This is a genomic window from Dyadobacter sp. HNCC25DJ183 (assembly GCF_056895175.1).
In genome coordinates this window covers 203,219-221,986 of record NZ_JBXHAP010000004.1, presented here as the reverse complement: position 1 = coordinate 221,986, position 18,768 = coordinate 203,219, and the positions used below count along the sequence as shown (strand labels likewise).

Sequence of the window (18,768 nt, the reverse complement as noted above, 5' to 3'; positions counted from 1 at the left end):
ACGTGCACACTTTTTGTATTTACGGCATGTTCAATAGTAATTTAAATGGAAGTTTTTCGGAGAATGTCAAAATAATATTCTTCAAAAATGAGAATACTTAAAATTTAATTACATTTCCGCCGGTTACTTAATTATAAATGCAAAATTAAACTGTTTGCCTATGCCGCAATAAAAACTACTCAATGGAAGTTCGCCTCACCTGTGCCCGTTCCGGGATAATGCACCTGTTATTTAGCTAAACTCTTAAAATCTTCACACTCACCAACCCATTTCGGTTATGAAAGATCGATACAAAAATTTATTCAGGATCCCTGTCATTGCAGCATTGTCGCTGTACATGGGACTGGAACCTGCCGAAGCTGCCAATCCTGGCCTGCGCACCGGCAAGCTGGCAGCTACAGCATCAAAACGCGCCGAGTATACGGTGACCGGAAAAGTAACTTCTGCCGAAGGCGAGGCACTGCCCGGTGTAAGCATCGTTGAAAAAGGTACTACCAAAGGTACCACCACCGATATCGATGGCGCATTTAGCATTAATCTCACCAATCCTGGAACTACGCTTACATTCAGCTTCATCGGCTATACCACGAGGGAAGTGGTGGTAGAAGGCGCTACAAACCTTGATGTCGTTCTCGAATCAGACGCAAAAGGGCTGGACGAAGTGGTGGTTGTGGGTTATTCAGCCAAAAAAGTAAGGTACCTGTCGAGCTCGGTATCTACCATCAGCAGTCAGAAGCTGCGCGACGTAACTTCCAACGAACTGCCGAACCTGTTGCAGGGAAAGGCGCCGGGTGTGGTCGTTTCCACCAACTCAGGTGACCCGACCAGTCCTGCGAGGGTGGTAATCCGCGGGTCGGGAACAATCTCGGCCAGCAGCTCGCCGCTTTACGTGGTCGACGGGAACATTGACGGTAGCTATAACCCGGTGGACGTGGAGAATGTAACCGTTTTGAAAGACGTGGCGGCTACCGGTTTGTACGGTTCACGTGCTGCAAACGGGGTTATTATCGTCAATACGAAAATGGGTAAGGCAGGGAAAACTGAGATCAACTTCAATAATACATTCGGCTGGTCAGAGGCGACAACAGGGAATTTCCGCCTGATGGACGCACAGGAACTGTACGATTTCCAGAGTACTTTCAACCCGCGTGACCCGTCAGTTCTGAAAAACAACACGAACTGGTGGAATGAAGCATTCCGCACTGCTTTTGTGAACAACCACAATGTCTCGCTTTCGGGAGGTTCGGATAAAACAACTTTCTATGTGTCTGGTAACTACTACAAAGAGCAGGGCACAGTGATTGAAAATGATAAAACGGGCTATAACTTCCGTACAAACCTCCGCTCGCAGCTCACGAACAAGCTGACTGCCGCGGTGCTATTCAATGCACAGTACACCAGGGACAACTATCAGAACAGCAATACCTTGTACGATGCGTACACCAACCTGCCGTTTGACCCAGCGTACGAAAGCGGCGCTCCGACAGACGGACGCTCGTATCCGAACTGGCTGGGCCGCGACCGTGAGAACTTCCTGCATTCGATCCAGTACAACTTTGCAAAAGCAAAGAGCCTGAGAACGAGTCTTGATGTTAACCTCGATTACGATCTGACTGACAAAATCACATTGTCCAGCTACAACCGAGCGAACTTCGGAAACGGCTCCGGCGCCACTTATTACGACCGCCGTACCAAGCAGGGAGGCGCCAATGGAGGTGAGCTTTACAACAATAACAACAACAACTACCGCCTGCTGACGTCTAACCGCATTCGTTACTCAGAGGAATTCGGGAAGCACAATCTCACTTTGCTGGGAGTAGCCGAAGCGGAAACTTCTTTTGCAGAATACAATACGGTATCGGGCAAGGGTTTGCCGGCAGGGCAGGATGTACTTTCGGTAGCGACGGACATTCTCGTTTCGCCGACCAGCTACAATGAACAGGTTGCATTCCGCAAGTTCCTGGGTCAGGCCGATTACAACTACGATAATCGCTACTTCCTGGTTGGATCGCTGGTGAATGAGTTTTCTTCTTTGTTTGGTAAAAACAATTCATCTGCCAACTTCTTCCAGCTGGGCGCTTCGTGGGTTTTGAGCAATGAGAATTTCCTCAAAAACAACAAGGTGCTTTCTTTCGCAAAACTTCGTCTGAGCCACGGAACAGTAGGTAATGCAGCTATCCCGAACTTTGCATCTTTGGGACTTTACACCATTTCCCAATCTGCCAGCTATGCCGGTGTGCCAGGCGCACAGCCTTTTCAAAAGGGTAATCCCGACCTGACCTGGGAGAAAATCCGTGCGTCCAACCTCGGTTTTGACATTAGTCTGTTCAACCGCATTGACCTGACGGTTGATCTCTATAACAAAAAATCCGAAGACCTGCTTTACCAAAAGCCACTGACTGCTACGACGGGTTACAGCTATGTTTGGGTCAATGCAGGTTCTGTACGCAACAGGGGAGTTGAATTCAGCCTGACTTCCAATAACCTGAGCGGCAAGGAGCTTACGTGGGAAACGAACTTCAATATGGCATTGAACCGCAACAAGATCCTTGAACTGAGCGGTGGTGCAGCGACTTTCCGTCCGGGTAACCGTTTACCACTGGCAGCAGGCCACGATATGGGAGAGTTTAATCTGCCGGTTTGGGCAGGTGTGAACCCTGAAAACGGCGATCCGCAATGGGAGAAAATTGTAACGGATGCAAATGGTAATGTGACGAAAGAACTTACCAATTCATACAGTTCCGTGCAAACAGCGCAGTCGCGCCAGTTTACAGGTAAGTCTACAAACCCGAAATTTACCGGCGGTTTGACCAACACATTGGGTTACAAAGGATTTACATTCTCTGCATTCTTCAACTTCGTGTATGGTAACTGGGTGTATAATGAAAGCCGCGCCTACTTTGACAACGATGGTTTGTATGAAAGCTACAACCAGATGATCCTGGCGAAAGGCTGGTCACGCTGGGAGAAACCGGGGGATGTTGCCACACACCCGAAACCGATCGTAGGTGGTAACAAGGATTCCAACCAGTCTTCAACACGCTACCTGGAAGACGGAAGCTACATCCGCCTGCGGAACGTTCGTGTAGGTTACAATATCCCTGTTGACGCAATCAAGCGCATCGGATTTGCACGTGCCAACATTTTCGTGAGCGCGGATAACCTTTGGACAGGTACCAAATTCACCGGTCCGGACCCTGAGGCTTCCTTCTCTTTTGAGGATACCCCGGGTAACTCCAGCATTAAATACCCGATCAGCCGCAAGCTGCTCTTCGGTGTCAATTTCACATTGTAAAATTCAGCAGATATGAAATTTATAAAATCAAAACTGGTACTGGCACTCGGATTGGTGTCGATGCTATCCTGCGAACAATATTTTGATCCTACCACCAACATTGATGAAACAACTGCGCTGGCCAACGAGTCGGACGTGCAGACTGTGACGATTGGTACCTATGCATTTTTGAACAAATCAAACTATGTATACAGCGGCCACATTATGATGGAGTACCCGAGCGACGAAATCGCCCAGGGACAGATTTCCGGAAATGATTTTACCCGCGTGTACCGGTATACCCACATCAATACGTCGACGCACGCAACCAACTACTGGAGTCAGTGTTACAAGATCATCGCGGCTACCAACAAGGTAATCGGCTTTGTCTCAAATGACGCTTCTACCGAGCTGAAGCAGCTCAAAGGTGAAAACCTTTACCTGCGTGCGATGGCGCATTTCAATATGGTGCGGATGTTTGGACGACCTTATCCGCAGGAGAGTGGAAATAACCCGGGTATCCCCATTCTGCGCGACGGCCTGAGCGATGAGGAAGCTACCAAACTGCCGAGATCTTCGGTGAAGGAAGTATACGATTTCGTGATCAGCGATTTGCTTGCAGCGGCTGACCTGATGACGGTGAAGAAGTCGAATATTTACGCGTCAAAGGAAGTTGCTTACGCATTGCTGTCGAAGGTGTATCTGTTTAAAGGCGACAATGCAAATGCTTTAAAATACGCGAACCTGGTGATTGACAGCGGCCGGTATTCATTGCTTTCTTCGTCCAATTATCCGAGCTATTTCAAGGTTGTTCCAGAAAATAACACGGAGACGATCTTCGCAGTGCGCCATACCAGTGTTCAGATCGCGGAGATCAGCAGTATGTATATCAGTTCCGACCGGTCAGGCGCTCCGCTTGCGCAGGGTGTGAGCGGCTGGGCAGAGTTGTATGCTTCTCAGAAATACATTGACTTCCTGGCGCAGCATCCCGAGGATCTTAGAAAATCGTTTATCACCCCTTATGTATTGAACGGACAGCTGCAAACCAACAAAAAGCTGACTCCCGCCACGCCGATGTACTACATTAACAAGTACACTTTGCAGGACAATGTGATCAATGCATCGTCGCCGGTATACCTGCGTCTGGCAGATATTTACCTGGTGCGCGCAGAGGCAAATGCGAAGCTGGGTAACACTGCTGCTGCACTAGCCGATGTAAACCTGATCCGTACCCGCGCGGGGCTGTCGGGAACTTCATTGTATACCACTGCGAATGTGGCTTCTGCTGGTAAGACCATCCTGGACGTGGTTTTGGAAGAGCGTTTCCTGGAACTTGCATTTGAAGGTCACCGGATCTACGACCTGTTCCGCAACGGACGCCCGATGATACGTAACTATCCGGGTACCCACTCACAGAACAATACACCTACCACGGATGTAAGGCAGACCATCCAGCCGACAGATCCGAGGGTTGTGTTTTTCATTCCTCAGAACGAAATCGATCAGAACAAAAACCTGATCCAAAACCCATAACCCATTATATTCTGTTTAAGTAGTGCGGACAGCAGGCAGGATTTCTGTCTGCTGTTTTTTTGTGCAAAAATTTTTTTACAGACTTGTCCAATTCTGAAAAGCCGGTTGTCATTGGCTTTTAAACATTCAAACTTTACAAATGGAACCAAGACTTAATTTTCAGGAAAAAGGAAAAAATGCGGCGAAGGTGCTTTTTGGTATGGGCAGCTACTTGCATAAGTCGGCAATAGAATTGCCTTTGCGGGAACTGGTGGTGTTCCGCGTATCGCAGATCAACCAGTGCGCATACTGCCTGGATATGCATTACAAAGATGCGCGGGCCAAAGGCGAGACCGAACAGCGGCTCTACGGACTGAGCGCGTGGCGTGAAGCGCCTTACTATACTGAGCGCGAAAGAGCCGCATTCGCGTGGGCAGAGGCAGTTACCAGATGCGAAGTGCCCGATGCGCTTTATGCAGACGTGAAGCAGCAGTTCTCGGACGAGGAGCTCATCGACCTGACTATGGTGGTGACAAGCATCAACACCTGGAACCGCATTAATATTGCATTTCCGAGCACGCCCGGCAGTTACCAGGTCGGGCAGTTTGGTTGATAAATGCACTTAATTGCAGCTTTTTAAACATTCCAGATCATTCAAAATATTCAAATAGAAACCAAGATGAACGAATTTCTGATCGCAATTCACCGTGACCTGAAAAGCAAGGACGCGAGTCCGTCACCAGAGCAAATGCAAGCCGCTATCAAACCGTTTCAGGATTGGATCGGCAGCATTGCCGCCCAGAATAAGCTGGTAGCTCCTCCAAAGCGCTGGGACCTTGACGGGCGGGTAGTTACCAAAAACAGCACGGTTACAAACGGGCCTTACGCCGAGATCAAAGAATCGATCGGCGGTCTGTTCCTGATCCGTGCAGAGAATTATGAAGAAGCAGTGGAAATAGCCAAAGGCTGCCCGATCCTTGAATGGGGCGCGTCAGTGGAAGTCAGGATGGCGCTGGGGTAGTGGAAAGGAGGAAAGGGAGGAAGGAGGAAGGAGGAAGTCTTGTCACCCTGAGCGGAGTCGAAGGGAGGAGCGACACGCAATCCCTTCGACCGCCCGGCGGCTCGGTGCGCTCAGGGTGAAAAGCTTGTATCTCAGTTCCACCGCAACTCACTAACCGTTCCACGGCGGCTCATTCATTCACTCATTCACTTATTCAATCATTGACCCTTCTTCCAAACCTCTTTCGCACAGAGTACCGCAACATTGTTGGGGTACTCTGTTATTTGTTCGGGATTGAGCACGTAGAGATTGCGGAGGATATTGTGAGTGATACTTTTCTGGCGGCTACGGAGCACTGGAGTCTGCACGGCGTGCCCGATAACCCGACTGGCTGGCTTTACACCGTGGCGAAGAACAAGACCAGGAACTACCTCAAACGGAATGCATTGTTTGAGAAAAAGCTGGCACCCGAGATCAGGTATACCTCGGAAGTTTCAGAAGAGATTGACATTGATCTGTCGGGAAAGAACATTTCCGATAGCCAGCTGGCTATGATCTTCGCGGTTTGTAACCCTGCTATTTCCACCGAGTCGCAGGTATCGCTGGCGCTGAGCCTGCTGTGCGGTTTTGGTGTACAGGAAATCGCTGACGCATTTTTAACGAATAAAACAGTCGTTTACAAAAGGCTCAACCGCGCAAAAGAGAAGCTGAAAGAAGCCCGCATACGCATTGAGCAGCCTACTCTGTCGGAAATCAACAACCGCCTTGATCCCGTACTCACGACTTTGTATTTGCTTTTTTCGGAGGGTTACTATTCCGAAAGCCAGGACACGGTGCTCAGGAAAGACCTGTGCGCCGAGGCAATGCGGCTGGCCTCTCTGCTGCTTGGCAATGAGGCCACCAACAAGCCGGCTGTTAATGCGCTGCTATCGCTGATGTGCTTTCACGCGTCCCGTTTTGATGCCCGTGTCGGCGATAATGGTGAAATGGTGTTGTATGAAGATCAGGACGAGGCGCGCTGGGACCAGCAGCTGATCAGTCTGGGCAAGGATTTCCTGATCAAAGCATCCACAGGCGAGGAAGTTTCCAGGTACCATCTGGAAGCCGGCATTGCATTCTGGCATACTCAAAAGGAAGATACCAGCGAGAAGTGGGAGCGTATCCTGCAACTTTATAACAACTTGCTGATCCTCGAATATTCGCCCATTGCAGCACTAAACCGGACATTTGCGGTGTCGAAAGCAAGAGGCAAGGAGCAGGCAATTGCAGAGGCAGAAAAGCTTGGACTCACCGGCAGTCATTTCTACTATTCGTTACTCGGCCACCTATATACTGGCTTGGATAATGAAAAAGCGCTGGCCCATTTTCAAAAGGCACTTGAAATGGCTGTTTCCGCGTCGGATCAGCAAATTATTAAAAAGAATATTGAAAAACTTTTTCTATAAAATGGTACGTCTGGAATCCGAACGTTTGAGCTACGAGAAATTTACACAGGAACATTTTACCGATTATTTCCGACTGGTTTCGCAGCAGGATGTAATGCAATATATCACGGGTGCCGCGCTCAATGAAGAGCAGGCGAAAGCACGTTTTCAGGTCGCGCTGAATGCGGACCGTGGTCTGCATCACTTTGGTTTCCTGGCTGTTTTCGAGAAGGAAACCGGCACGTTCACCGGTCTGGCTAAAATTGTCCCTTTTGAAACAAACCTTAGCGAAATAGGGTACGCGCTCTTTCCTGCATTCTGGGGAAAAGGGTATGCAACGGAAATTACGCGCACAATGGTCAGCTATGCAAAGCAGCTGGGCAATGTGCCGGAATTGATCGCGCTGGTGAGCCCTGAAAACCATTCTTCCGTGAAGGTACTTACCAAACAGGGCTTCGTATTCTTCCGGGAGATTGTTGATGCCGGCGGTACCCGTCACGATTATATCCTTCGCATTTGAAGTGAAAGATAGCAAGGAGAAAAATGCCCCGGAAAGCTGATTTGCTGCTTCCGGGGCATTTTTTGATTTATAGCCAAACCACCTTTTGCTCTGAAAGCTTGGGTGAGTTTTTCAGGTGTTAAGGTCCATAGGCTATGATCCTGATCGTCGAAAGTGAGAACACGAAACAAGTTTTCAAGGCCGGAATTTGATGAGATGGTAATCCAATCTGAGCTGTTGATCGTAAATGTTGGGATAAGTATGAAAGTAGCAATGTTAAGTTTGCCACCAGGCAGCACAAAAAGCAGGTTTATGCCTTACTTTACACACGCGCAAAACCAATGAAACGCGTATTTTAACGAGCTCCTTTTACAGAACTGTTCACACAGCCCGGCACGGATGTTGCGAAGTGGTTATTTATGATTGACAAAGTGAAGATTTTGATTTTAGAAGATCACCCTGTAACTGCCAGGGGATTGAAGTTTTTTTTAGAAAAGAGCTTAGGTACAGAACAACCCGCCACCGCAGAAATATGGTACCCCGGAGAAAAGCCGGCAACGCGGCGAGAGCCTGCGGATGTATTTATCCTTTCTGTCAATCCGCGATCTGCATTTCCGGGTATTTTCGAAAAGTTGCAGCGGGAATATTCGATTGATCCCAAACAACTTGTCATTTTTTGCGACAGTTCCGAGTTTCGCACCGGTCTTGAATACCTGTACAAAGGGGCTGCGGGCTTTGTTTTCAAGGAAACGGACCTGCTGGAACTGGTACGATGCGTAGAAAGTGTTGCGAACGGGCAGCCGTATATCTGCCAGGAAGCAGTGCAGAAGATACTCTGGCATTTCATGCCGGGATCCGAAATAACCCTGAACCTGAAATCGGAAGAATTCCCGCTCACAGCCAAGGAATTCGAGATTGCGCGTGAACTGTCGCGCGGGCTGAGGGTGACCGAAATCGCACGCCGCTTCAACATTACGCCGGGGCGCGTTAGTATCTGTAAATCTTCCATTTTTCGCAAACTCAACATCAAAGACCACCGTGAACTGTCGGCCAGGCTCTTTGAACTTTCGGCAAACCGCAAGGTCGTGTAGGTAGTATTTCAACTGTTTGAATCCTTGTACCTGTATTTCAGGAACAGCATGATCACGTTCAGGATAATGGTAAATGCATTTGTAGCGATAATAGGGATATCCTTTTTGTCGACTCCATAGTAAATCCACAATGCATTACCGGTAAGCATCACAATGAACATCATTGTTGAAACTTCATTGGCTTTCTTCTTTTTGATGGTGGTGATCAGCTGCGGCAATACCGCAGAAGAGGTGCATATCCCCGCTACTAACCCGAGTATCTCGATAAAATCCATAATCCCTGTCGCTGAATGTTTGGCGCAGGTGCTGATAAAAATTGTGCCGAGAGGCGCTGAGAGCTTTACGTATGTGCCTGAAAGTTATTTAATGATTTGCATCCCCGGCTGGTAGGTATAAACAGAATAGGGGATCAAACGCGCGGCTACCCAACGGGCCACAAGGCAGGCGACGACAATCGGAAGAAACAGGACGTAGCTCTCTGAAATGGCGCAGGCGAGGAAAATGGCAGTAAATGGTGCATGAATGCTGCCGCTGAGCACCGCCGCCATTCCTATCACAACAAAATTGACCGGGATCAATCCCAATCCGAAGTAATGGTTTAATGCATTGCAGACCAGCAATCCAAGGAATGCACCTATGAACAGGCTTGGGGCAAAAACGCCACCATCGCCGCCTGCACCCAGTGTAACCGAAGTCGCAACCGGTTTGAGGAGCAGCACGATCAGAAGCGGCAGCAGCAAAGCCAGCGAATGCTGAGGGGCCGCTGCAATCGCCTGTTTTATTCCGGAGTAACCTTCTCCGTAAAGACTGGGGAACATGAAAATAAGGGCAGAAATCACCAGCGAACCCAGTACGATCCGAAGTATATCGTGCTCAATGGAAGCGAAAAGCTTCTTCGCCAGAAGCACGCATTTGGTCAGATAAGCTGCGCTGAATCCTGCGAGTACCGCCAGTAACAGCATATAAGGAATCGCTTTCAGCTGCCAGCCGGTGATTTTGAAGTCAAACAAGGGTTTGTAAAACCAGAAATGCGTCAGCAGCCAGGCGGTAAGTATCGCGGTCGCCACACTCAGGTGGTGCAGCTTGCTCCTTCGTTTGGTGAAGACTTCGTATGCAAACAAAAAACCTGCAAATGGTGCATTGAAGAGGGCAGTCAGTCCTGCTGCCAGGCCGGCGCAGATCAGGTCTGTCCGGTACTTTTTCAAAAACCTCGCTTTCCTTGAAGAGAGTGCACCGATGGCTGCTGTGGAAACAACCGTAGAGACTTCAATCCCCGTAGAGCCGCCGAAAATGACGGTGAGAAATCCATTGAAATAATGGGACGGGATCTTGTAAGAAGGCAGCATGTGCGCATCCTTGTTGATCGTGTCCATTACTTCTTTGATCCCCTTATTGGTTTTGTTGTGGAACAAAAACCGTCTCAGTATATAAATTGTCGCCAGACCTGCGAAAGGCAGGATCAGGATCAGCAATTTGTTGTGGACAATGCTTTCGAGGAAAAGCTCTTCGTAATGTTCTGTGATTACTTTCAGCGTGTCGGCTACGAGTGCGGAAAGCAGCCCGGTTACCGCAGCTGCGAGGATTACTGCCGATACGCGACGGACTTTCTTGTTTTGATATGCACTTAGTTTCATAACAGTGGTGTTCACCGGTACCTCCGTTTCCAGATCTTGTACCAATGTTTGTTTTTAGGATAGTGGCGGTTTGGCGCCATATTATTGACAAAAATCGCCACCAGCAAAAGGATCAGCACACCCGAAAGAACAGGGCTGAGCACATATTTATAGCCCAGTGACGTAATTTTTTCGGAGCCGATGTTGGCGATCAACGCAGTAGCTCCTCCGGGCGGGTGCAGCGTGCGGGTAATTTGCATAAACACAATTGAGACCGACACAGCAAATGCAGATGCCAGCCAGATGTTCCCGGGGATAAGCTTGTGCACGGTAACGCCCACCAATGCGCAGATCAGGTGGCCGCCGATCACATTCCGAGGCTGTGCGAGCGGACTGTTGACAATACCGTAGATCAAAACCGAGGATGCGCCGAAAGATCCGATGAGGAAAACGCTGTCGGAAGCGCTAAACATGTTATTGTTGAAAAAACCGATCAGCGCGATACCGCTGAATGATCCCAGAAATGTCCAGAAATGGTCTTTGAAATCGACCAGTGTCTCCTTGTAAATCACGTAGCGCGCCATGCGCATGTGCTTTCTTAAATGCTTTCTCAATGTTTGTTCCTGATTGAACTACTAAATTATAATGTTAATGTGAACTATACGGTTCCCGGCTGCCAGGAAAATCTCCGCCGGGCTGTGGAGTTTGAGTAAGCGGCTTGCAATTTACGTTCACCGATTATCAGCCTCCATTCATCGATTAGCTGTCATTTCAGGTAAGCAACAGATCTATTTTCGACATACACAAATAATTGCTGTGTGCGATGATGGAAAAACGTTACCTGCTGTTTTTATTGGTACTGTCAATTTCGACAAATGCGCTGGCGCAGACAGAGGCAAAAAAGCCCGGCCTGGTAAAGGTATCCGGCGGTCTGAATGCCTACGCGGGCTTTTACACGCCGAACGGTATCGCGGTCCGCAACCAGGCTACTCCTTTCGGCCTGAGCGGCGCTGTGACGGTTACATTGCCTGGCGGTGTCAGTCTGCCTTTTTCAGCCGTGCTGGGTAACCAGGGTGCAAGCTTCCGGCAGCCTTTCAACCAGTTTGGGGTAAGCCCCACTTACAAATGGGCCACGATCCACGCAGGATACCGGAACGTCAGCTTTTCGCCTTTTACATTAGCCGGACATACTTTTCTGGGTGGCGGCGTGGAGCTGAACCCGGGTCTGCTGCGGTTTGGGGCTGTTTACGGGAGGTTCAACCGGGCCAGCTCGACGGATATCGCCGATCCTGACGCAATTCCCTCATTCAAGAGAACCGGCTACGCTTTCAAGCTTGGCTATGGCAAGCCCACCAATTTTGTAGACCTGGTTGTGCTGCGTGCCCAGGACGACACGACTTCCATTCCGGGTATTCAAACAACACCTGAAAAACAGATCGTCCCTGCGGAGAACCTTGTGGTAGGGGTTACTTCGAGGTTGTTGCTGATCAAACACATTACCGTTGAGCTGGACGCTGCGGCAAGTTCCTACACACGGGATATGTACGCCACCGAAGTGCAGGCAGAAGGGAAGAACCCGCTCGTCCGCATCTTCGGGAAAATGATCACACCGCGGCTTTCCACCCAGCTCACGCAGGCAGCGCAGGCCGGGCTGGGGTATCAGGATAAATGGGGGTCAGTGAAGTTTCAGTACAAGCGCATTGATCCGAATTTCCAGACAATGGGCGCTTACTATTTCCAGAGTGATATCGAAAGCTATACGGTCAATGCGGCGCTCAATTTACTGAAAGGGAAGGCGCGGATCGCGGGCAGCTATGGTACGCAGTTCGATAATCTTGCCAAAAACAAGAATGCAGGTACCGGCAGGTCTGTCGGCTCATTCATGGCGTCCTTTAATCCCGACCCGGTATTTGGACTGGATATATCGCTGTCCAACTACGGGCTAAGTCAGAAAGCAGGATTGAGACCGCTGATCGACACCTTGCGGATTGCGCAGAACAACCTGTCGGCTACACTAAACACACGCTACTCCATTTTCAACAAGGACCTTTCACACGTTTTTACATTTACAGTCGCCCACCAGCAGCTTTCGGACCTGAATGAAGCCACTTCAAACCAGACCGAAAACAATAATCAGAACCTGAACCTCAGCTATTTCTTTCAACAGAATCAAAGTGGCTTTGGTGCAAACCTGATGCTCTCCTACACGCAAACCAGCCTGCCTGCCCTGTTACCCGCAGATGGAAACCAGAAGGTGAAATTCTATGGGCCGACACTAGGTACCAATTATGCTTTTTTGAAAAAGAAGCTGACTACCTCAGCCAATTTCTCTTACCTCATCAACCAGCAGCTTGGGCAAACCGGAAAGGTACTCACAGCCTCGGCGAATGCAGGTTACCAGCTCGCCAGGAAGCAAAGCCTGAGCCTGATGTTCAATTACCTGAACTCCAATACGGGCATTCAAACGGAAAAATTCAATGAATTCAGAGGAAATATCGGATATGGAATTTCATTCTAACACTGGCAGATTTCATAAAGGCGTTTCGATAATGGCCCTGAGCGTGGCTATGCTGCTGTTTACGTTCGCGGCATCCGCGCAAAATCTGGTTCGTATCACCACCAGCGTACTGCCGCCGTACAGTCCCTACATTCAGGACTACCCCGGAACCGGCAACCGCGTGCAGATCTTTATTTCCAACTTGTCGAGAACTCCGCTCAATGTGCGCCTGCTCGGTAAGCTGGAGGGCGATAACGGGGTAGTGATCCGGACTTCTGCCAACTACCGGCCCATTCGCCCGTTGCAACTCCTGCCCACGGACGTGAACCGAGCATTGACCCGCGCCGAGCTGGAAGGCTTGTTTGACCTGAACCAGATAGAGGTACAGGGAATGGACAAGAACCTGCTGTACCGCGGACTGCCTCTGCCGGAAGGGAGTTACCAGCTTTGTGTGCAGGCCTTTGACAATGCTACCACGCGCCCGTTATCCGCTGAGTTTCCGATGGGATGCAGCGGGCTTATCCCGGTCCGAGTGATCGAGCCGCCTATCCTCATTGCCCCGATGGCAGATGCGGAGGTAAACAGCAATACCCCGCAAACCCAGCTTTTTACCTGGACAGCGCCGGTGGGTATCCTGCCCAATCAGGTGGAATATACCCTGCGGATCATCGAGCTGCCCCAAACCGGCGCAGACCCTAATGTTTTCATTGATGCCGTGGTTTTACCAAAATCGGGTATTGAGGTGAAAAACCTGAAAACAACCACATTCCTGTATGGTCCGCAGCATCCGCCTTTGCAGGTGGGAAAACGGTATGCGTGGCAGGTACAGGCTGTGCCGCTCAATACGCGCTTCAATATCCTGAATGAGGGGAAAAGTCCGGTGCAGGCTTTCACGTACGGTAAACTTCCGATCGGGAGCATACCGGGCATTGAGGTAGCCCAGACTCCTTTTTCGACCATACCGGGGCTGGGCGATGCAATGGACACCACGAGCGGCAAGAAGACGATGTACGCTTACAAAATGCCCGCGAATTGTGCCTGCAAAGTGCCTGTTAATGAAAAGGATCAGGTAGATAACAGCCAGGCATTGAAATCCAGGAAGGCGACCATAGCGGGTTTCCAAATGGAGCTGCTGGCCAATGTGAAGGAACAGGATGGCAAGCTGTCGGGGACAGGCATGATACCTGTGCCGATGATCAACAACAGCTACGTCAAGCTGCGTGTCAACCTTTTTGATGTGCAATGCAATGCGGGCGGACAAGTGATCGGCGGGTTCGTGCGGGCTATTTATAAAGATGGTGCGCCCGGCTTTACACCAGATTTCGATAAGCCAGAAATGCCTGCCCTGGAAATGTCGCCTGCTACCATGCAGAACCTCAGTAACTTTTTCGCGACTGCCAAAGATCAGCTGGTATCCTCCCTCAGCAACTCTGCCAAAAGTGTAGGCTTTGAACTGCCGCTGGGCATTGATAAAAGCTTCGGACCGGTCAATACCGTGATCGCCATTACCAATATGACCTTTATGCCGCATCAGGCATTTTTTGATGCGAATACCTGGGTGAAAACGGCCAATGCGATGGTGTCGGGCATTCCGCTGAGCGGCTACAATATGTGCTTTACACCCGAGAAGCCCTGCGGAGAGGGTATCCTCTACCTTGCCGACAAGATGCAGCTTTCTCCATTCCTTGCATTAAAAGGAGCGGAAGGCGCCCCTATGCAGGGCCCGTTTGCCGGACCGGATACCATCGTAGTGACACATGTGGTTTTTGATGAAAACGGGTTTAAACAAATGCGCGTGCATGGTTTGCTGACCCCGCCGGGGCTGGTAGACGCGCAAACAAACGGACAGGCAGAGATTAGCGTCAATGCAGGATTGGTGAATTTCCAGAACTGGACTGCGCAACTTTCCTTTCCTAAATTCTACGTGGCCGGGTTATCGGACTTCAAATTTTCAATGCAGCCGGGCAAACCCGCCATTTACGACCATTCCGAAACAAATACCCCGGCCGTTTTGCCGGAAGGCTACCTGTCGCCCGCCGAGGTAAACATCTGGCAGGGATTGTATTTCCCCGAAATAGATCTTGAACTGCCCCCTTTTGTGAAGCGCGCGGACGGGCAGCAGCTTACGGTCGGCGTAAAGAATATGATCTCCGACAACAACGGGTTTTCGGGGAAAGCATTTGTCGAGAACATCCTGGACATAGGTGACGGATCGCTGGCCAGCTGGTATTACTCCATTGACGAGCTATCCCTCAGTTTTCTCAAAAGCGCATTTCAAAGCTCAACAATGAGCGGGAAACTGGTGCTGCCAATTTTCAATGATTCGGCCAAAGTCGCGTCGCAGATTCCTTATGAATGCACACTTTCCAAGGATGAGCAGGCAGGCGGGATTTCTGTTCAGTTTGTTGCAAAGCCGACTAACGAGATGAACGTGGATATCTGGCGGGCGCAGCTAAGCCTGACTAACAGCTCCGTAACTGCTACTTACACCAGCAATCAGGGTGTAGAGGCGCGGGCGCAGCTCAGCGGAAGTTTGAATATCGATGCCACTTATTTTACAATACCGGCTGCCAAGTTTGAGGGAATGGTACTGAGCACCAAAGCGCCCTATTTTGATGTAAAAGACTTTAAGCTGGGTTTTGCTTCACCTCAGAAAATGGCAGACGATTTCCCGCTCACCCTGGAATCGGCAGGGATTGCTACGGATCCCGGCGATCCGCAGCGGTTTGGCTTCAAGTTCATCGGGGGGATTGATCTTACGGGACAATCCGGTTCTCCGCTGACAGCCAGCGCAGGCGTCACGGTTTTCTTCAAAACAGGTCTTGCAAGCGGCCGCCCCAATTGGGCTTTTGACAAGGTAACAGCGGATTCTGTCTCTATCGATGCGGTACTCGGGCCGGTGGCGGTAAAGGGTAAGCTGGCTTTCTACGAAAATCAGCAAGTTTACGGCAACGGACTGGCGGGCGATGTGGAAATGACGGTTACGGGCTTGCTGGGCGGGAAAGTGGCAGCCCGCTTCGGAAAAACGCTCCCGGGTTCAGGCGGGTTCAGGTACTGGTATGTAGGCGGGAAAATCACGATCGGCGGGGCAGGTATCCCGCTTGCGCCGCCACTCCCGCTGTCGCTGCGCAGCTTTGGGGGAGGGTTGTATTCCAATGCAGCCAGGCAGGTCGCCAAAGACGGAACAGTTACCTATGTGCCTGATGATGCAACAGAGTTTGGCTTTGAAGCATTAATGGGCGTCGGCCTGACTGCGCCCGATGTACTTACCATGGAAGGTACAATCGGGTTGGAGATCACCGAAGGCGGCGGAATGGGAAGTCTTTCTTACCACGTTGATGCCTGGCTTTTGGGGCATACCAAAGAGGCTTCTTTCGCGAAAGGTACCGGTGATATGAGCTTCGATTTCCAGAACAAGGTTTTTGATGCGCAACTCAGTCTGGGTGCCAGCTATAACCTGCCCGGCGTAAGCATTTCAGCGGCGGCAGAATCTACCCGCCTGTATGTGGATGGAAATTCGGGCAACTGGTTTGTGACAATGGGCGTTCCGGGCGACAGGGTAGACCTGACGATAGATATCGCAAGTCTTGCCAAGTTTACCTTCGGCTCCTATTTCATGCTGGGTAACTACAATCCGACAGGTACCCAGCTGCCTCCTGCACCTTACGGGTTTCACAACCGGCCCGGTATCCTCTCCGAACTGGGCTACAAAGGAACAGCCAGTCAGGTTTTCAAAACCAATGCTCCTATGGTTGCATTCGGCTCGGGATACAGCATGGATGCGGACTTCGGTGTGGGGCCTTTTCACCTGCGCTATGACGGAGCGGTAGGTTATGATCTTGCATTGACCCAAACAAACGAGCAATGCAACGGCGTGACGCCTGGCTTAAACGGCTGGTACGCAATGGGACAGATTTATGCTTACATGCACTTCGCACTCGATCTCGACATTGATACCTGGGTATATGAAGGCACGTTTACGGTTGTGGAGCTGGAAGCGGCGGCATTGCTGCGGGGCGGAATGGTGAACCCGATCTGGCTCAACGGGCACGTGCTGCTGCGTTACCGGGTGCTGGGTGGTTTGGTCAAAGGTAGGGTCAACCTGGATTTCTGGTACAACAAGGGACAACGATGCGAGCCGACTTTTGCACCGCCAAACCCTTTTGCGGGGCAGCCGCTCATCGCGTCGCTCGGGCCGTCGGGAACAGATGAAGAGGTTTCTATCCTCTCGCCATACTATGCCGAGTTTAACTACCCGGTAGAAAGCGACCTGATCATTGATATCGAGATTCCGGAAGGGCAGCAAGTGGAGGCGGGAACACAGGGGACAGTAACGAAAGGCACACAAAACCAGTCTATCCTGCACCGTGAGTTCCAGCTGGTTTACCTCAACGGATTCAGCACCAAAGCCACCAAGGTCGACCCGCAATACGCGGCCTGCATGGCGGACAATTCAGGGCGGCTCAGCTACGGTCGAAATGAGGACGGCGATCCCAACTATAATGCGACTTATTACCGCTATAACGCACTGCTGCCCAATTCGACTTACGAAATATCGCTGGACCTGCAGGTACATATCAGGGACAAGGGGAAAATGGTGCCTTATGTATTCAAAAGCCAGCATGTGGAGCAAAAGGAGACAGTTACATTCAAAACAGGGCCTTGCATTTCGGTTTTATCAAAAGGCAGCGGTACCGACGACGCGATCACCACATCTTATCCATACGAGGGACAGCGCTATTTCATGAAAGGAGAGAATGCGCCCACGTTCATCAAGCTGAAAACCAATATGAGCTGCTGCATGAGCAACCTCAACTCGGACGAAAACTTTGACCTCAAAGCCCGTTTCACACCTCTGGAAGGTACCAGCTTTGCGGATAACAACACAGCAGCAGTACTGCTCACCGACGCCGTTTTCAAAGGGGACAGGGTGGATTATAATCTACCCGCAAGGATCAAAAACAGGATGCTTTACAGGTTTGAGCTCGTACGGATACCCAAGCCGAATTTTGTAAAAACACAGTTTGCCGCTGTGCAAAAGGCGAAAGAGACTGCGAAAAAGATCGTGGCTGCCAACATCTACAAAGCAGTTAATTCACAGGGTTTCAAGTCGGCTGAACAACAGCTTCTAAAAGCAAATTACAAGGCCGGAATACCGGGCGTAGGTAGTCCGGACGGTTTTGCAGTGAACTCGAAATACGACAATCATTATGATCAGTACACTGAGATATCCGAGGATGCATACGAGGCAATAGCCAACACGTACGGCACTTCTTACAAGATCAATACTGCTACCGAGAAGCTATATAATACAGGAAGTTTCAGCATCAAGGAAGATCCCAATGTGGTGAAAAAGCAAAAAGAGGAGGCTGCATTCGGGAAAAGTCTGGAAATGAAAATGTACAGATACTACTTCAAGACAAGCCAGTTTAACACGCTTGCAGAAAAGCTGGCCGCATCTAGCTTCCCGCAAAGTGAATCGTCGCCCTGGGCCAAAATGGTGGATGCATTGACCACAAAAATGGTCTCGCCGGAAGGATATGACAGCTACGAACTGTCTACGGAATACCTGGGCGGGGACAATGTGCGGCCGCCGCTGCTGCTGCTGAAAGCAGATCCGTCGAGCTTCTGGTTCAAGGATATTGCTGTGCCCGTTGCTGAGCTGATCGGATTGATGCCAGGATATTTTTATGATGAAGCAGGCAAGTCAAAACCGTTCCCGGCAGCAACTGATGCGATCAGTACATTCCAGCGATCTATGGCAAGTTTCAATAACGAGTACGAAGACATTCAGAAGCCCTATAAAAACGAAGATATCATGAAACTGATCCCTTCTGAGAAAAAGAAGAATAAATAGT

General features: G+C 50.1%; 12 protein-coding genes. 9 read left to right on the top strand and 3 right to left on the bottom strand.

Annotation, left to right across the window (positions count from 1 at the left end; genetic code table 11):
• The first annotated feature begins 277 nt into the window (after positions 1-277).
• From AC1XTG_RS11475 to AC1XTG_RS11445, 7 genes are all read left to right on the top strand, one after another.
• Positions 278-3,295 (top strand): SusC/RagA family TonB-linked outer membrane protein, encoded by a 3,018-nt coding sequence (locus AC1XTG_RS11475; RefSeq protein ID WP_484842095.1) that lies wholly within the window; start codon positions 278-280, stop codon positions 3,293-3,295.
• A 12-nt stretch (positions 3,296-3,307) separates the two neighbouring features.
• The gene (locus AC1XTG_RS11470; RefSeq protein ID WP_056282540.1) at positions 3,308-4,807 is read left to right on the top strand and encodes a RagB/SusD family nutrient uptake outer membrane protein; all 1,500 of its coding nucleotides are present in this window, start codon (positions 3,308-3,310) and stop codon (positions 4,805-4,807) included.
• A gap of 139 nt (positions 4,808-4,946) precedes the next feature.
• On the top strand, positions 4,947-5,399 hold the full coding sequence (locus AC1XTG_RS11465; protein WP_056282543.1) for a carboxymuconolactone decarboxylase family protein: 453 nt from the start codon (positions 4,947-4,949) through the stop codon (positions 5,397-5,399).
• Between the two features lie 66 nt (positions 5,400-5,465).
• Complete coding sequence (locus AC1XTG_RS11460) at positions 5,466-5,807, top strand: YciI family protein (RefSeq protein WP_056282546.1); 342 nt, start codon at positions 5,466-5,468, stop codon at positions 5,805-5,807.
• Between the two features lie 200 nt (positions 5,808-6,007).
• On the top strand, positions 6,008-7,231 hold the full coding sequence (locus AC1XTG_RS11455; protein ID WP_484842094.1) for an RNA polymerase sigma factor: 1,224 nt from the start codon (positions 6,008-6,010) through the stop codon (positions 7,229-7,231).
• A 1-nt stretch (position 7,232) separates the two neighbouring features.
• Positions 7,233-7,730 carry a GNAT family N-acetyltransferase gene (locus AC1XTG_RS11450; RefSeq protein WP_484842093.1) on the top strand — a complete coding sequence of 166 codons (498 nt, stop codon included), beginning with the start codon at positions 7,233-7,235 and terminating at the stop codon, positions 7,728-7,730.
• Positions 7,731-8,128: 398 nt separating this feature from the next.
• Entirely contained in the window at positions 8,129-8,800 is a 672-nt protein-coding gene (locus AC1XTG_RS11445) for a LuxR C-terminal-related transcriptional regulator (protein ID WP_484842092.1), read from the top strand.
• An 8-nt stretch (positions 8,801-8,808) separates the two neighbouring features.
• Here the strand turns inward: AC1XTG_RS11445 and AC1XTG_RS11440 are convergent, their stop codons facing one another.
• The 3 genes from AC1XTG_RS11440 to AC1XTG_RS11430 form a co-directional block, all read right to left on the bottom strand.
• Complete coding sequence (locus tag AC1XTG_RS11440; protein ID WP_484842091.1) at positions 8,809-9,075, bottom strand: SemiSWEET family sugar transporter; 267 nt, start codon at positions 9,073-9,075, stop codon at positions 8,809-8,811.
• 84 nt (positions 9,076-9,159) lie between these two features.
• On the bottom strand, positions 9,160-10,434 hold the full coding sequence (locus AC1XTG_RS11435; protein ID WP_484842090.1) for a chloride channel protein: 1,275 nt from the start codon (positions 10,432-10,434) through the stop codon (positions 9,160-9,162).
• Between the two features lie 11 nt (positions 10,435-10,445).
• A complete protein-coding gene (locus AC1XTG_RS11430) occupies positions 10,446-11,027 on the bottom strand; it encodes an HPP family protein (RefSeq protein WP_310589183.1) in 582 nt (193 codons plus the stop codon).
• Positions 11,028-11,236: 209 nt separating this feature from the next.
• On the opposite strand from AC1XTG_RS11430, the gene AC1XTG_RS11425 reads away from it, so the two are divergent.
• Both AC1XTG_RS11425 and AC1XTG_RS11420 read left to right on the top strand, forming a co-directional pair.
• On the top strand, positions 11,237-12,931 hold the full coding sequence (locus AC1XTG_RS11425; RefSeq protein WP_484842089.1) for a hypothetical protein: 1,695 nt from the start codon (positions 11,237-11,239) through the stop codon (positions 12,929-12,931).
• Positions 12,891-18,767: a hypothetical protein gene (locus AC1XTG_RS11420; RefSeq protein ID WP_484842088.1), complete on the top strand. Its 5,877-nt coding sequence runs from the start codon at positions 12,891-12,893 to the stop codon at positions 18,765-18,767. Before AC1XTG_RS11425 ends, AC1XTG_RS11420 begins: the two co-directional genes overlap by 41 nt.
• The last annotated feature ends 1 nt before the right edge of the window (position 18,768 follow it).

Bases quoted from the DNA above. Each gene is read 5' to 3' on its own strand.
- AC1XTG_RS11460 (WP_056282546.1), top strand. From the start codon at position 5,466: ATGAACGAATTTCTGATCGCAATTCACCGTGACCTGAAAAGCAAGGAC.
- AC1XTG_RS11440 (WP_484842091.1), bottom strand. From the start codon at position 9,075: ATGGATTTTATCGAGATACTCGGGTTAGTAGCGGGGATATGCACCTCT.
- AC1XTG_RS11420 (WP_484842088.1), top strand. From the start codon at position 12,891: ATGAATTCAGAGGAAATATCGGATATGGAATTTCATTCTAACACTGGC.
- AC1XTG_RS11475 (WP_484842095.1), top strand. From the start codon at position 278: ATGAAAGATCGATACAAAAATTTATTCAGGATCCCTGTCATTGCAGCA.
- AC1XTG_RS11470 (WP_056282540.1), top strand. From the start codon at position 3,308: ATGAAATTTATAAAATCAAAACTGGTACTGGCACTCGGATTGGTGTCG.
- AC1XTG_RS11450 (WP_484842093.1), top strand. From the start codon at position 7,233: ATGGTACGTCTGGAATCCGAACGTTTGAGCTACGAGAAATTTACACAG.
- AC1XTG_RS11465 (WP_056282543.1), top strand. From the start codon at position 4,947: ATGGAACCAAGACTTAATTTTCAGGAAAAAGGAAAAAATGCGGCGAAG.
- AC1XTG_RS11435 (WP_484842090.1), bottom strand. From the start codon at position 10,434: ATGAAACTAAGTGCATATCAAAACAAGAAAGTCCGTCGCGTATCGGCA.
- AC1XTG_RS11445 (WP_484842092.1), top strand. From the start codon at position 8,129: ATGATTGACAAAGTGAAGATTTTGATTTTAGAAGATCACCCTGTAACT.
- AC1XTG_RS11425 (WP_484842089.1), top strand. From the start codon at position 11,237: ATGATGGAAAAACGTTACCTGCTGTTTTTATTGGTACTGTCAATTTCG.